At 64.1% G+C, this 13,195-nt stretch carries 12 protein-coding genes and 6 pseudogenes; 13 read left to right on the forward strand and 5 right to left on the reverse strand.

Annotated elements, in window-relative coordinates; all coding sequences use genetic code 11:
• Nucleotides 1–83: 83 nt before the first annotated feature.
• Both I1A62_RS05560 and I1A62_RS05565 read right to left on the reverse strand, forming a co-directional pair.
• Nucleotides 84–569, reverse strand: coding sequence for a tautomerase family protein (locus I1A62_RS05560; protein WP_011595402.1), 486 nt, complete (start codon nt 567–569; stop codon nt 84–86).
• A gap of 338 nt (nt 570–907) precedes the next feature.
• Nucleotides 908–1,825 carry an alpha/beta hydrolase gene (locus I1A62_RS05565; RefSeq protein ID WP_011595401.1) on the reverse strand — a complete coding sequence of 306 codons (918 nt, stop codon included), beginning with the start codon at nt 1,823–1,825 and terminating at the stop codon, nt 908–910.
• Nucleotides 1,826–2,359: 534 nt separating this feature from the next.
• Between I1A62_RS05565 and I1A62_RS05570 the strand changes: the two are divergent.
• The 3 genes and pseudogenes from I1A62_RS05570 to I1A62_RS05580 form a co-directional block, all read left to right on the forward strand.
• Nucleotides 2,360–2,539, forward strand: a pseudogene (locus I1A62_RS05570) (IS701 family transposase); the annotation flags it as partial.
• A 69-nt stretch (nt 2,540–2,608) separates the two neighbouring features.
• A complete protein-coding gene (locus I1A62_RS05575) occupies nt 2,609–2,938 on the forward strand; it encodes a GntR family transcriptional regulator (RefSeq protein WP_219454664.1) in 330 nt (109 codons plus the stop codon).
• 160 nt (nt 2,939–3,098) lie between these two features.
• A complete protein-coding gene (locus tag I1A62_RS05580) occupies nt 3,099–3,359 on the forward strand; it encodes a hypothetical protein (RefSeq protein ID WP_219454666.1) in 261 nt (86 codons plus the stop codon).
• Here I1A62_RS05580 and I1A62_RS05585 read toward each other — a convergent pair.
• Nucleotides 3,335–3,621: pseudogene (locus I1A62_RS05585) on the reverse strand (nitronate monooxygenase); the annotation flags it as partial. The gene I1A62_RS05580 and the pseudogene I1A62_RS05585 overlap by 25 nt on opposite strands.
• A 491-nt stretch (nt 3,622–4,112) precedes the next feature.
• Between I1A62_RS05585 and I1A62_RS05590 the strand changes: the two are divergent.
• The 6 genes and pseudogenes from I1A62_RS05590 to I1A62_RS45990 form a co-directional block, all read left to right on the forward strand.
• A pseudogene (locus I1A62_RS05590) lies at nt 4,113–4,928 on the forward strand (SDR family oxidoreductase).
• On the forward strand, nt 4,925–5,740 hold the full coding sequence (locus tag I1A62_RS05595) for an enoyl-CoA hydratase-related protein (RefSeq protein WP_219454673.1): 816 nt from the start codon (nt 4,925–4,927) through the stop codon (nt 5,738–5,740). Before I1A62_RS05590 ends, I1A62_RS05595 begins: the two are co-directional and overlap by 4 nt.
• A pseudogene (locus I1A62_RS05600) lies at nt 5,718–6,970 on the forward strand (acyl-CoA dehydrogenase family protein). The gene I1A62_RS05595 and the pseudogene I1A62_RS05600 overlap by 23 nt, the downstream one beginning before the upstream one ends.
• A 1-nt stretch (nt 6,971) precedes the next feature.
• Nucleotides 6,972–7,754, forward strand: coding sequence for an SDR family oxidoreductase (locus I1A62_RS05605; protein ID WP_011595395.1), 783 nt, complete (start codon nt 6,972–6,974; stop codon nt 7,752–7,754).
• Nucleotides 7,747–8,781, forward strand: coding sequence for a phosphotransferase family protein (locus tag I1A62_RS05610; protein ID WP_219454667.1), 1,035 nt, complete (start codon nt 7,747–7,749; stop codon nt 8,779–8,781). The genes I1A62_RS05605 and I1A62_RS05610 overlap by 8 nt, the downstream gene beginning before the upstream one ends.
• 2 nt (nt 8,782–8,783) lie before the next feature.
• A pseudogene (locus I1A62_RS45990) lies at nt 8,784–8,918 on the forward strand (IS3 family transposase); the annotation flags it as partial.
• A 382-nt stretch (nt 8,919–9,300) separates the two neighbouring features.
• On the opposite strand, the gene I1A62_RS05615 reads toward I1A62_RS45990, so the two are convergent.
• Nucleotides 9,301–9,468, reverse strand: coding sequence for a hypothetical protein (locus I1A62_RS05615; protein WP_219454669.1), 168 nt, complete (start codon nt 9,466–9,468; stop codon nt 9,301–9,303).
• Nucleotides 9,469–9,759: 291 nt separating this feature from the next.
• Here I1A62_RS05615 and I1A62_RS45995 point away from each other — a divergent pair, with 291 nt between their 5' ends.
• Genes I1A62_RS45995 through I1A62_RS46005 form a run of 3 tightly spaced genes read left to right on the forward strand, consistent with a single transcriptional unit; the run spans nt 9,760 to nt 11,089 of the window.
• Nucleotides 9,760–10,221, forward strand: a complete 462-nt coding sequence (locus tag I1A62_RS45995; RefSeq protein WP_257890528.1) for an MFS transporter — start codon at nt 9,760–9,762, stop codon at nt 10,219–10,221.
• Nucleotides 10,116–10,469: a hypothetical protein gene (locus tag I1A62_RS46000; RefSeq protein ID WP_257890538.1), complete on the forward strand. Its 354-nt coding sequence runs from the start codon at nt 10,116–10,118 to the stop codon at nt 10,467–10,469. Before I1A62_RS45995 ends, I1A62_RS46000 begins: the two co-directional genes overlap by 106 nt.
• Nucleotides 10,448–11,089, forward strand: a complete 642-nt coding sequence (locus I1A62_RS46005) for an MFS transporter (protein WP_257890529.1) — start codon at nt 10,448–10,450, stop codon at nt 11,087–11,089. The genes I1A62_RS46000 and I1A62_RS46005 overlap by 22 nt, the downstream gene beginning before the upstream one ends.
• Before the next feature lie 637 nt (nt 11,090–11,726).
• Here the strand turns inward: I1A62_RS46005 and I1A62_RS05625 are convergent.
• Nucleotides 11,727–12,378, reverse strand: a pseudogene (locus tag I1A62_RS05625) (TetR/AcrR family transcriptional regulator).
• Nucleotides 12,379–12,851: 473 nt separating this feature from the next.
• On the opposite strand from I1A62_RS05625, the gene I1A62_RS05635 reads away from it, so the two are divergent.
• On the forward strand, nt 12,852–12,992 hold the full coding sequence (locus tag I1A62_RS05635; protein WP_167540931.1) for a hypothetical protein: 141 nt from the start codon (nt 12,852–12,854) through the stop codon (nt 12,990–12,992).
• Nucleotides 12,993–13,195 lie beyond the last annotated feature (203 nt).

The following is a 13,195-nucleotide window of genomic DNA, read 5'->3' on the forward strand; positions in this document are numbered from 1 at the left end:
GGGCCGACGGCCCGGGTCGGTGGGGGCACAGAGACCCGGGCCGGGATCACGGAGCGTTGGTCAGACTGTGGGTCGCTAGGTATTCAGCCCCTGGGATCGACCAACCCCACGATCTGGCCATCCGCGTTAAGACCGACCGTTTCGGTCCAGTCGTACGGGGATGATTTGTTGTCCTTCATCCACCGCTTCTCCGCCGGTGAGCGGAACGGCGGCGGGGTGAGCCCGTCGACCCTCCACAGCTCGGCCGGCATCTCCCCGATGCTCATTTCCCAATCGTGTCCCCGGCCGTCGAGCCAAGGCCGGATGGTCTCGGTCAGCATGTCCATGATGAACTCCTGCATCACCTTGCCGTCTATCGCTCGTGCGATGTGTTCCACCTGGAGGCGAACAAAGTTGTCGACGGCCTCGCCACCCCTGAACGCGTTCCTTTTCTCCACCTCGTAGAAGAACACGTCGCAGTAGAAGGCCGGCATTTCTGCCGCGTAGCGAGCTGTGATGGCCTTCGCGAAGTCCTCCTTGTCCTGGTCGGTGTAGGCCCCAACAGGGTGGTGGATTCTCCAGAACGGCATGACTATTTCTCCTTTTTCGTCGTGAGCCGAGTGCTCACACTTTCGATGACCACGCCCGGATTGGACGAGGCGTGTTGATTCGGGATGCGGACTGCAATCACCGCGAGATCGCAAGAAGCGGGGCATCTTGTCGAGGGCCTCATGCACCGATGTAGTTGCCGTCGCGGCGCTTGGGTTGTTTCCTACCGCCACAGCACCTCCGCGACGAGCGGAACGGCGGCGGGGAGAACCCGTTGATCTTCCGGATCGGCCGGCAACTCGCTGATGATCATTTCCCAGCCGTAGTCCCGCTCCGTACCCGCTTATTGCCAGGACCGCAGCGGGGTAGACCCCGGATGTCAGACCGATGCCGGGGCGACCTTCTGCGCCAGGTGCTCGAGAAACCAGTCGCGTGCCGCGCCCGAGGAGAGCTCGAAGGGGTGACCGGTGTATGCGTCGAAGTGGCCGCCGGGGATCGAGACGAGACGTTTGGGTTCTGCCGCGGTCTCGAACGCCTCCTTGGCCCACTCCGCCGGCGTCACAACGTTGTCGTCCTCGGCAACCACCATCAGCAGCGGGGTAGGAGCGACGAACTTGAGAAACTGGCCCGGCTCGTAATTCAGTTCCAACGAGCGCATCGTCACCTCGTTGCGCCACGCGGTCCCCTCGTAAGCCGAGAAGAACTCGTAGGCATCGGGCGTCGGCAGGGCTGCCGGCTGCGTCGGGTCCGCGGTGACCACCGGAATCATCGCCGGTGCCTCTCCTCGGGCTCGCGCAAGCCGATCGGCGGCCTGCCCGTCCCATGCCGCCTGCCAGAACTCCTCGGGCACACCCGCCTCGAATGCGCGCCGCATCGAGACACCAGGCACCTGACCGCACACGGCCTTCACGCGGCGATCGATCGCCGCGACCACGAACGCGTTCCCGCCCGAGTAGCTCGAACCCCACACCCCGATCCGCGAGGCGTCGACCTCGGGCCGGCCCTGCGCGTAGGTGATCGCGTGCTGGCAGTCGTGGATCTGGTCCCACGGGTCGATCTCCTGCCGGGGCTTGCCCGGCGCCGTGTCCGAGGCACCGAACCCCCGGTGGTCGTAGACCACGCAAGCGAACCCCGCGGCGGTAAACACCTCGGCGAAGGGTTCGAGACCCATCTCCTTGGTACACGAAAACCCGTGCGTCAAGATGATGCACGGCAGCTCACCGGACGCGTCGTCAGGTTTGTAGAACCAGCCGCGCAGCGTCACTCCCTCAGCGTCGAACTCGATATCTTCACGCATCGGCTTCTCCATTCCAGTAGGTGTCTTGTGGATTGCCTGTTCAGGCAGGCGCCACGATCAGTTCTTCGGCGCTGTTCGACGAGCTCCGGTTCTCCTCGAACCAGCGCGGCCTCGACGGCCGACTCCGGCTGCGGGCCAATAATTCAAATGGTTCCTTCAACGGTGTAGGCGTTCTACGGGGTGAACAGCTGCCACAGCGGCATTGGTGTGCTGCTTCTATCTGACGGGCGTAAAAGTGTGCAAAACCACATTGCGTACTGGGCTCGAGCATGCCCGCTGGGCCTGCTGCGGCACACGCGGGTATATACCTACGTAGGTACCTGTTGAGGGGCCCATCGTCGCCACGGCCGCGACGCGGTGGCGGTGCTGCCGTGCTGGAGCAACGGGTCATGGTCCGCCGAGAACGACGACGGGAACGGGTGCGGCGGCTCGGTCTTTGGTACTGCAACGACAGTTTGCGATCGAGACCGTTGTGGTAATTGATCCAATGGGCAGTCAGAGGTGCTGGAGTGGTCAGCGGGGTTCACCGCGTTCTGGGCGATCAAGGAGTGCTTCCGAACCACCAAGAACGAGACCGGACTCGACCACTCCAGGTGCGTGCGTACTCGGCCTGGTACCGGCACATCACTTTTGTCGATGACTGCGGCTGCCTTCCTGACGATCCTGCGCCGCGGCGCTCAAAAGGGGGATCTCCAGTCGGCGCCCGAGATCTAATACCTCTGACAGTCAACGAGATCCGACGATTGTTTGGGCCGTGTCGCCCCTCCGGTCGAACACGCCCTCGTGCATGTCTGGCACCGATCGAACTGGCGCCGCGCCAGCCAGGCCGGAGCGCGCGCCAGCCACTCCAAACATCGACATCACAAACTGTCGTTGCAGTATTACGTGCGTGCGCTCGTCGCGCCCCAATGCCGGTGCCATTTCAGCGGGCGGTCAGGACTTTGTTGCGCTGTCCATCGTGGCGAGGACCGTAGTGGTATCAGCGAACTGCAAGAGGAGTACGGGATCCGCAGCCTGAATACCGTGCGCGCCGCGCAGCAGTGTGTCGCCGAGGAAGGACTGCTCGAAGCCCGCCAAGGAGTCGGCGCCTTCGTCGTGGCACCGAATCACTGACGGCACTCGAAGTGCACGGAGAACTGGCACAAATCCGGGATCGACTCTCGAGTGGGCCGAAACGGCAGACCGACTCCGGCGGAAGGTCGATGACGCCCTGTGGGCTCCGGCGAGCCGGGCCACGACGTCCTCGACCGAAATCCACTCTGAAAGGACCGCAATGGTATTGCTGACACTGCACACCGACCGACTCGACCGACTCACCCCCAGCCAAGTCGGCGACGGCTACTATCTCGCCGGACATTGGCTTCTGCAGAAGGCCGTCGACGCAGAGATGATCACCTGGGACAAAGCGGTGTGGGGGCACCTGATGCTCGGGGTCGAACCCGAGAATAAAGACGACCTACGTCCCCGCGAACTCGTGATCAGTTACATGGTCTCGAAGGACGGGCCGGCGATCAGCTCGCGGTACTCGTCGTAGGGCACGGGGGTGAGCGTCGGGAGGATCGTGAGCGTCGGGAGGATCGTGAGGTTGACGCCGAACGGGCGGTCGGTCATGGTTCGGCAGCGCGCGATCTCCTTGGCCAGCGCCTCGGGAGTCGGTTGGGTCGGCGCCGTGAGGAACCCGAGGGCTCCCGCGTTGGCCACCGCCGCGATCAGGTCGGCGGTGCCGACGGCGGTCATTCCACCGCACACGATGGGTGCTCGATCCCGAACTCCTCGGTGAACCGTGTCGAGAGCATGGCGTCCTTTCATTCGTGCCTGAGCCCGGCCGGGCCGTGCGTCCTCACTCCACCCCACGGCCGACCCGGCAGGGGGCGCTCCGACGACCCGATCCGCCACGAGGCGGATTGTCAGGAACTGTCGACGGGACGAGATGAATCCGTCTTGGCGGCCACAGGAAGTCAGGCATCGACCGGCGCGTCCCTGCGCTGCGTCGGTCATGCGATGTGGTGCAGGCTCCACGAGGAACCGGTGTATCGATCTGCTGGGCCCGGGCGACCGGTGGTGTGGACCGCCTCGCAGCGCGACTTCGAACGGACAGGAGCCTCGACGGTGCCGGCTGCCTGTACGAGACGCGCCTGCCCCTTCCATTATCGTCATTCACCGCTACGATAGAGAGCGATAACTATCGCGCAAATATTGCGGCCTTTGCACTTGAACTTGACGCCAGATTCGGACTATGCGAAAACGGGACGCGAGTCACAGTGCACGGCGAAGGAGAGGAAGCCTCGTGAAGGTTGCACGGAAGGTCGCCATCGTGACCGGCGGTGGAAACGGGATCGGCGGAGCGATCGCCGAACGTCTCACCGAACGGGGTGCGCGGGTACTTGTGGCCGATCTCGACCCGAAAGCAGCCACCGCGGTTGCGGACCGCATCAATGAACGCCACCCCGGATCGGCTCTCGCGGAAGGTGCGGATATCGCAGACTCCGAGCAGATTCGGCGCGTCATCGAGCGGGCAGAGACCGAATTGGGTCCGGTGGACCTCTACTTCGCCAACGCCGGGATCGGGGAGCGCCGGGCCTCGACGCCGACGACGCCGCCTGGGATCGAGCCTTCGACGTCAACGTCCGCGCCCACATCCGCGCCGCCCAGCAGTTGGTGCCCATGTGGATCGAGCGCGGTGAGGGTTACTTCGTCACGACGGCGTCTGCAGCGGGCTTACTCACACAGATCGGCTCCGCCACCTATGCAGTCACCAAGCACGCGGCTGTCGCATTCGCCGAATGGTTGTCGGTGACGTACGGAGACCGAGGAATCCGGGTGAGCTGCCTCTGCCCGATGGGAGTGGAGACGAAGTTGATGCGCTCGGGTGAAGACTCGGGGGATCCGCTCGGTGTTGCGGCCACACGGGCCGTGATCTCTGCGGGGGACGTGCTCCAGCCGGCGGAGGTCGCCGACATTGTGCTGGACGCCGTCGACCGGGAAACATTCCTGATCTTGCCCCACGAGCGCGTCCTCACCATGTACCGGCAGAAGAGTTCCGACTACGACCGCTGGCTGCGCGGGATGCGCCGCTACCAGACCACTGCTGGAACACGCATGACGGGTGGGCAACAGGATTTCGTACTCGCCGAGCGTCGCGGACCGGTGCTGGTTCTGACGTTCAACCGGCCGTCGAAACTTAATGCCTGGACGGACGAACTCGAGGACCGTTACTTCGATCTGCTCGACGCAGCCGAAGACGACCCGGACGTGCGTTCTGTCGTCGTGACGGGGCCAGGTCGCGGGTTCTGTGCCGGTGCCGACCTGACGCATCTGCAGGCGGTGGGTGATGCCACCGACCTGCTGGATCGTCGGCCGCGTGACGTCCCGCTGCGGCTGCGCAAGCCGCTCATCGGTGCGGTCAACGGCGTCGCGGCAGGGCTCGGGATGGTCGAGGCGCTCTATTGCGATGTCCGGTTTGCTTCACCGGCTGCGCGTTTCACCACCGCCTTCGCTCAGCGTGGGCTGATCGCCGAATACGGCATCTCCTGGCTGCTGCCACGGTTGGTCGGACGAAGCCGCGCGGCGGATCTGCTGCTGTCGAGTCGGATGGTCGACGCAGAGGAAGCGCTTCGGATCGGACTCGTCGATCACCTGATCGTCGATGGAAACGTGCTCGCCGCGGCGGTGTCGTACGCCCAGCAGCTGGCCAGGCAGTGCTCACCGACCTCGATGGCCGTGATCAAACAACAACTACAGACCGACGCGGACGGCACCTACGCCGACTCCGTGTCCCGCGCGGAAGGTCTGATGTTCGACATTTTCCGACGCGAAGACCTCGTTGAGGGTGTACAGAGCCACCTCGACAAGCGCACACCCACATTTCCCTCCCTACCTACAAGGAGTTCCCGTGTCCCTGTTCGACATCTCTGACCGCGCGAAGAAGTACCAGGCCGATCTGCTGGAGTTCATGGACTCCCACGTGTATCCCGCGGAGGCGGTGTACGAAGAGCAGATGCGCGAATCGGGCGATCCGCACTTCCAGCCGCCGATCCTCGAGGAGTTGAAGGCGGAGGCGCGTAGCCGCGGGTTGTGGAACCTGTTCCACCCCATCCCGACTCCGGGCCAGGGCTGACGAACCTCGAGTACGCCCCGTTGGCGGAGATCATGGGCCGCAGCCACATCGCCCCGGAGGCGTGTAACTGCAACGCACCCGACACCGGGAACATGGAAGTGCTCGAACTCTTCGGCACCGAGGAGCACAAGGAGAAGTACCTCAAGCCGCTGCTCGACGGGACGATGGCCTCGGCATTCGCGATGACCGAGCCGGCGGTGGCAAGTTCCGACGCCATCAACGTCGAACTCTCGATGGTCCGCGACGGCGACGAGTATGTGCTCAACGGCCGAAAGTGGTTCGCGTCAAATGCGTTACACCGCAACTGCAAGGTGCTGATCGTGATGGGCAAGACCGATCCGTCGGCGGCGCCGCACCGGCAGCAGTCGATGATGGTCGTCCCCATAGATGCGCCCGGTGTCACGGTGATGCGGGGACTTCCGGTGTTCGGATACCAGGACCGAGAGGGCCACGCGGAGATCGACTTCGCCGACGTGAGGGTTCCGGCCAAGGATGTGCTCAAGGGTGAGGGCGAGGGATTCGCGATCTCCCAGGCGCGCCTGGGGCCGGGCCGGATCCACCACTGCATGCGATCGATCGGGATGGCCGAGCGGGCGCTCGAGCTGATGTGCCGGCGGGCGTCGTCGCGGGTGACGTTCGGGAAACCGGTCAGCGAGAACGCGAACATCCAGGATTGGATCGCCGAGGCCCGGATCGAGATCGAGATGATCCGATTGCTCACGTTCAAGGCGGCTCACCTCATGGACACGGTCGGGAACAAGGAGGCGCGCACCGAGATCGCGGCGATCAAGGTGGTGGGGCCGAACGTTGCGCTGAAGATCATCGATCGGGCGATCCAGGTGCACGGCGGCGCCGGTGTCACCGACGACTTCCCGCTCGCCATGGCCTGGGCGCACCAGCGCACACTGCGACTGGCGGACGGCCCCGACGAGGTGCACAAGCGGTCCATCGCGCGCCAGGAACTCCGGCGGTACCGCGATTCGGCGCCGGCGTCCTCGACCAACGGCCACAAGGTTGCGGTGAGCTGAGATGACCGGACTCGACCTCACCGGACGCACCGCCATTGTTGCCGGCGCCTCGCGGGGCATCGGCCTCGCGGCCGCCCAGGCCATCGCCGCCGCCGGCGCCAACGTGGTGCTCACCTCACGGTCGCAGGACTCGGCGGACGCCGCCGCAGCACAGGTCGGGGGCACCGCGATCGGCGTTGCCGCCCATGCCGTCGACGAGGACGCGGCCCGGCGGTGCATCGATCTGACTCTCGAGCGGTTCGGCAGTGTGGACATCCTCGTCAACAACGCGGGAACGAACCGTGCGTACGGTCCGATCATCGACCAGGACCACGAGCGCTTTACCAAGACCTTCGATATAAACGTGTGGGCGCCGGTGCTGTGGACGGGGCTCGCCACAAAGGCGTGGATGGGTGAGCACGGCGGCGCCGTCGTCAACACCGCCTCCATCGGTGGGATGGCGGCCGAGGCGAACATCGGCGTGTACAACGCGTCGAAGGCGGCGCTCATTCACCTCACGAAACAACTGGCACTGGAACTTTCACCGAAGGTGCGGGTCAACGCCGTCGCCCCCGGCGTGGTGCGGACCAAGCTCGCCGAGGCACTGTGGAAGGAACACGAGTCGGCGGTGTCCGCCTCAACGGCCCTCGGGCGGATCGGTGAACCCGAGGACATCGGCTCGGCTGTCGCGTTCCTCGTCTCCGACGCAGCCAGCTGGGTCACCGGCGAAACTCTGGTCATCGATGGCGGGCAGGTGCTCGGTGACGTTCTCCCGTTCCGGCAGGAGGTCCAGCTCGGTGTCTAGCGTGGGTATCGTCGGAATCGACACCGCCGCCGTGGCCCGATGGTTGCACACCACGGGCGTCGATTACACGGGCACACTGACTTTCGACCGGATCGGTCTCGGTCAGTCGAACCTCACCTACCTCGTTCGCGACAGCGTCGGTGGGCGGTGGGTGCTGCGGCGCCCACCGCTGGGGCACCTTCTCGCGTCGGCACACGACGTGGCCCGTGAGGCCCGAATACTCTCCGCACTGCAGGACACCGCGGTGCCGACCCCGCGGGTGTTCGGCTTCACCGAAGACCCGGCGGTCACCGACGTACCGCTGCTGCTGATGGAGTTCATCGAGGGGCAGGTGGTCGACCGGATGTCGGAGGCGCAGGCGCTGACACCCGAGCGACGGCGGGCGATCGGCCTGTCCCTACCCCGCACGCTCGCGAAGATTCATGCGGTCGACCTCGAGCAGACGGGGCTGATCGATCTGGCCAGCCACAAGCCGTATGCGCAGCGTCAACTCAAACGGTGGGCGGGGCAGTGGAAGCAATCGAAGACCCGCGAGTTGCCCGCCCTCGATGATCTGACGCGTCGGCTCGTCGAGTCTGTGCCCGAACAACACGAACTGACATTGGTGCACGGGGACTTTCATCTCCGCAACGTCATCACGTCCACTGACACCGGCGACGTCACCGCGGCACTCGACTGGGAATTGTGCACCCTGGGCGATCCACTCGCCGATCTCGGCAGTCTGCTCGCCTACTGGCCCGAGCCCGGCGAGACGTTCGGTGGTGAATTCCCGGCTTCGACGCTCGACGGCTTTCCCGACCGAGCCGAGATCGCCCAGGTGTATTTCGACGAGACCGGGCGCGATTTGAAAGACCTCGGGTTCTGGCATGCGCTCGGAATGTGGAAGGTCGCGGTCATCGCCGAGGGTGTCATGCGTCGGGCGCGAGATGAACCGCAGAACAAAGCAGCAGCAGGAACGCCGACGGTGGAGCGTATCGACGCGCTCGTGGAAAAGGCGTGCGACATAGCAGCCCGAGCCGGAATCTGACTCGGGTTCTGGGCTGGTGAGTGATGACTGTCAAGACCACGCCGTGGGTCGGCGGCGTTCTCGGACAAGCACTGTGCACCTGCAGGAGAACAGATTTCCGGTTCACCTCAACAGGTTCGAGGTATCACTCGGATGCTAGCCGCCGAGGTTGAGTGGGAGACTGCCGAATGGAGTCGGTCCGCTGTTCAACACGGACCGACTCCATTCGTCAATCGATTAATTCCCACCGACCGACTACGACACGCGCTACCGTGAACAGCCCCACCGCCGCCTCGATCCTCGAGATCGCCTGAACGAAGTCTCCACTTACGTCAGGGCGGATCAATCCGCGTATCGGACATTCAGGGCGATCACAGCTATGCACACATGTTCAGTCGCCACCGCAGAGTGAGAGAGACCAATGACGAACCGGCACGACATACCTCAAACGGACGAAGTAGCGAAAAGACGAAAAATACGCGGCCTGATTGCCGCGTCCACGGGAACAATCGTCGAGTACTACGACTTCACCGTGTACGCCTATCTTGCAGTGGTAGTGGCTCCGTTGTTTTCCCCTCCGCTCTGGTCGGGAATGTAGTTGCGGGTCAGTAGATTGATTCGATCTCGTGCTGACCACAGATTTTCCGCGAGCGAGTTGTCGAAGCTGTCGCCGACGCTGCCGGTGGACGGGGCGATGCCGGCGTCCACGAGCCTCTGTGTGAACCGCAGCGCCCTGTGGCGGTCCCTCGAGGTGGCTTGCCACCTTGAGGGACGCACGACAGCGATACGTTTCGAGATCCTGGCCTTCGCCTCTCAGTGCGACTAGGTCTTGATGAGCGGAAAGACAGATGCATGTGCCAACTAGTTGATGTGAAATGGTCGTGATTGATGTCCGCGAACGTACTAGCTCCGCCTGTTACCGGTAGTACCCGTAGCCCTGCTCTCATCACCGCGACGCTCGCCGGATGCGGGGTGATCTGCTCGTTCATGCAGACGCTCATGATCCCGCTCGTTCCCGAACTTCCGCGGTTGCTCTCGACGAGCCCTTCCAATGCGTCGTGGATCGTTACCACCACGCTCCTGGCGGGCGCCGTCTTCACTCCGATCTCGGGACGCCTCGGCGACATCTTCGGTAAGAAGAGTGTGGCGCTCGTCCTGCTCGGCGCGATCCTGGTCGGCTCGCTCCTGGCGGCAGTGACTACCACCCTTATCCCGATGGTCGTGGGTCGAGCCTTCCAGGGTGCCGGCCTGGGCATGATCCCGCTGGGAATCGGCATGCTGCGCGATACCATCCCGCCCGAGCGGCTAGGCCGGTCCGTTGCGTTGATGGCTCCACACTGGGAGTGGGTGCGGCCGTGGGAATGCCGCTGTCGGCGTTCGCTACACAGCATTACAACTGGCACATGTTGTTCTGGATGTCGGGAACGCTCAGCGTCCTCGGTGCGGGTGCGCTGTGGGTGATCGTGCCGGCGGGTCCACGGCATCGGGACATGCGCTTCGACATCGCGGGGGCGCTCGGATTGGCCGTCGGGCTCACAGGACTGCTGCTGGCGGTTTCCAAGGGCAGTGATTGGGGCTGGGCCGCCGCGCCGACCCTCGTCTGCGCCGTGGGAGGACTACTCGTGCTGGTGGTCTGGGGTGCTACCAATGGCGCTCACGTAGTCCGCTCGTCGATCTACGTGTCAGCATCCGTCGTCCGGTGCTGCTGACGAACCTCGCGTCGGTCGCTGTTGGTTTCGGTCTGTTCGCGTCCTCGGTGGTGCTGCCGCAACTGCTCGAGATGCCCGCCGTCACCGGGGTCGGGCTGGGGCAGTCGATGGTGGTGGCGAGCTTGTGCATGGTCCCGACCGGTCTGATCATGATGGCCGTCTCGCCGCTCGCCGCACGGGTCTCCGCCGCCCGTGGGCCCCGCACCAGTCTGATCATCGGCGCTGCGACGATCGCGGCCGGATATGGTGTGGCACTGGTGTTGATGACGCAGGTGTGGCACATCGTGCTCGTCGGCTGCTTCATCGGTGTCGGGATCGGTTTCGCGTATGCGGCGCTGCCGACACTGATCATCCATTCGGTTCCAGAGCATGAGACTGGTGCCGCCAACGGCTTGAACACCTTGATGCGGTCGATCGGTACCTCCACCGCCAGTGCTGTCGCCGCCGTGCTCCTCGCGCAGAATGTGGTGTCGGTGGGCGGCCACGAGTACACCACCGCAACTGGTTTGCGGCTTGCTTTCGCGGCGGCCGGGCTCGCGGCGTTGGGAGCACTCGCCATCGCCTGGTTCCTGCCGCGGCGCGAAAGGGTATATCCCGACGCAAGCGTCGCAGTCACCTGATAGGTGCACAAAATCTGACAAGAAAGCGGCGAAGTCGCCCGACTCTTGCTGGAATAGCCTGCGATGGGCTGGTGCCGGACTGCGCCGTGTCAACGGCGTATTGCGCGCGGCGAGTGCGTATTCGCGTCCGAGATCAACCCGCTTCATCCCGGTCGTGGGGAACGCCCGAGATCTCACAACTGCCGAACACGCTACCAAAGTCTGTCCGCCCACCACCCGGTGTGGAAGGCGGGAGCGCCGTGGGGCTTGCATTCACCGAGGAGCACGAGGATGTGCGTGAGTTCGTACATTCCTCCTAGGCCAGCACGCAGGCGCCAACCAACTCCACACACTCCCGAGGCGAATACCCATTCGACGCGAACGCGTGGTTGACGATGGGCGGACAACTGTGGATCCAAGGCCTAGTGGTGTTGGAGGGTCCGGAACGAACGCGCTCGAGGGCGCGATCGTTGTCCGAGGATGAGGAGCGCTCTACAAGGCTCCGACTCTCCACCTCCTTTTGGACCCGGGTGCTGCGCATGACAGCATCCGGCGTACAGGAGCGGGCAAAACGAGTCGTAACCGTCTCCCGAGCGGGTGCCCGGCGTGCCCCGAAGATCCCGACTTATAGCCGACTGACGTAGGCCCCAGCCGGCTGTCAGCTCTTGTCGGTGGCTTTCCTCCTGGAGGGGTGATGCGCGATGCGCAACCCATTGCACCACAGCCGTGTCGCGGTGTAGACGAGGCTCCTCGAAGTCGACCCTTTCGTTGAGCACGAAGGTGGAGAACGCAATCTTGCTCGTCATACCGGAGAGCGCGCGCGAGGCCATCACGGAATCGAGGTCGGGATCGGCAAGACCTCGCTCCTGGAGATCCTTGATCCCAGAAGCGTTGCGTTCGACGAAGACCTGGCTGCGAGCCTGCCGCAACTCCCGGACATTGGGATCGATGTTCGCCACCTGCTCGAGTAGCTGCATGAGCTTCGCGTTGCGGCGGTAACTCTCGAAATAGGCACGATTGCTCGCCTCGATGATCGCGGCCGGGTGATCGACCCCATCGACGTGCTCCATCCGGGGGTGGAGCATCTCGTTCTTCGTCGCTTCCATGACAGCGGCAAAGATCGCCTCCTTATCGTTGAAGTACGTGTAGAAGGTTCCGGTGGAGCAGCTGGCTTCGGCGGTGATGTCGGTCAACCGAGCGGCGAGATAGCCGTCGCGCTCGAAGATGACCCGCGCAGCGTCGACAAGGGCTTGGCGGGTGCGGATGCCCCGGCGTGTCACCGGTGGCCTGCGAGCGGTGTCTTCGGTCACTGAACGTCCTTAGGGCGTTGGGAATCGTCGTCGGGTGAACCATCCGCGAAATTCTGACCGGCTCCGGATAGATCGATGCGGACGTGTGGTGGATGCCGGTTCTCGTGCGGCGCCGTTGGATGTCGCCGATGCCGATGCCGATGCCGCCGGGTACGTAACCAGACAAACCCTCGCGTCGATGGCGGTATGACCATCACCTGATCGCACCGTACCCACAAGCCCATCGCGTCGAAAGTAGCCGCCATGCCCACAACCACCACCGTCGACGGGTTGAAGAGCCTCGTCGGCACCACAATGGACCCCAATGACTGGTTCGAGATTGCCTACTGTGCATAGAGCCTCACCGATCTGGGAGCATGCTTCGCCGCCACGTTCTCGCGCTTGACCTTCAACGTGGGGCGTGAGTTCGTCGCTCCCGGGCAGCCACTGCTCGTCGACGACTTTGAACTTCCTGATCTGCTCGACAGTGAAAGTTGGCTGTTGGCGAACCCCACACCGCCGCGATCTCGGCGATGGTGGCGGGATCGCTCGCCGACTTCCCGGCGGCGGCGTCGGGATCGAGGGCGATCAACGCAATGTTGTACGGCTTGCCGTCACCGATGCACGCCGCCTGACCGATCAGGGGACTGGAGGACCTCCGACATGGCTGGGTGTTCGCGGGGGCATGTTCTTATTGGCAGTTTTGATGACCGTGCTGCTACTTCTGTTCTCGTGGGTCAGTGAGTGTCAGGCTGGCGCGGAGTTGCTCACGTCATCCGAGGTGTCGTGCCGTCGCCATAGGTAGACATGACACCTCGGATGACGTGGAGAGTCGTGC

Origin of the sequence: Rhodococcus sp. USK10 (assembly GCF_019378875.1) — a bacterium.
In the GTDB taxonomy this organism is placed as follows: domain Bacteria; phylum Actinomycetota; class Actinomycetes; order Mycobacteriales; family Mycobacteriaceae; genus Rhodococcus_F; species Rhodococcus_F pseudokoreensis.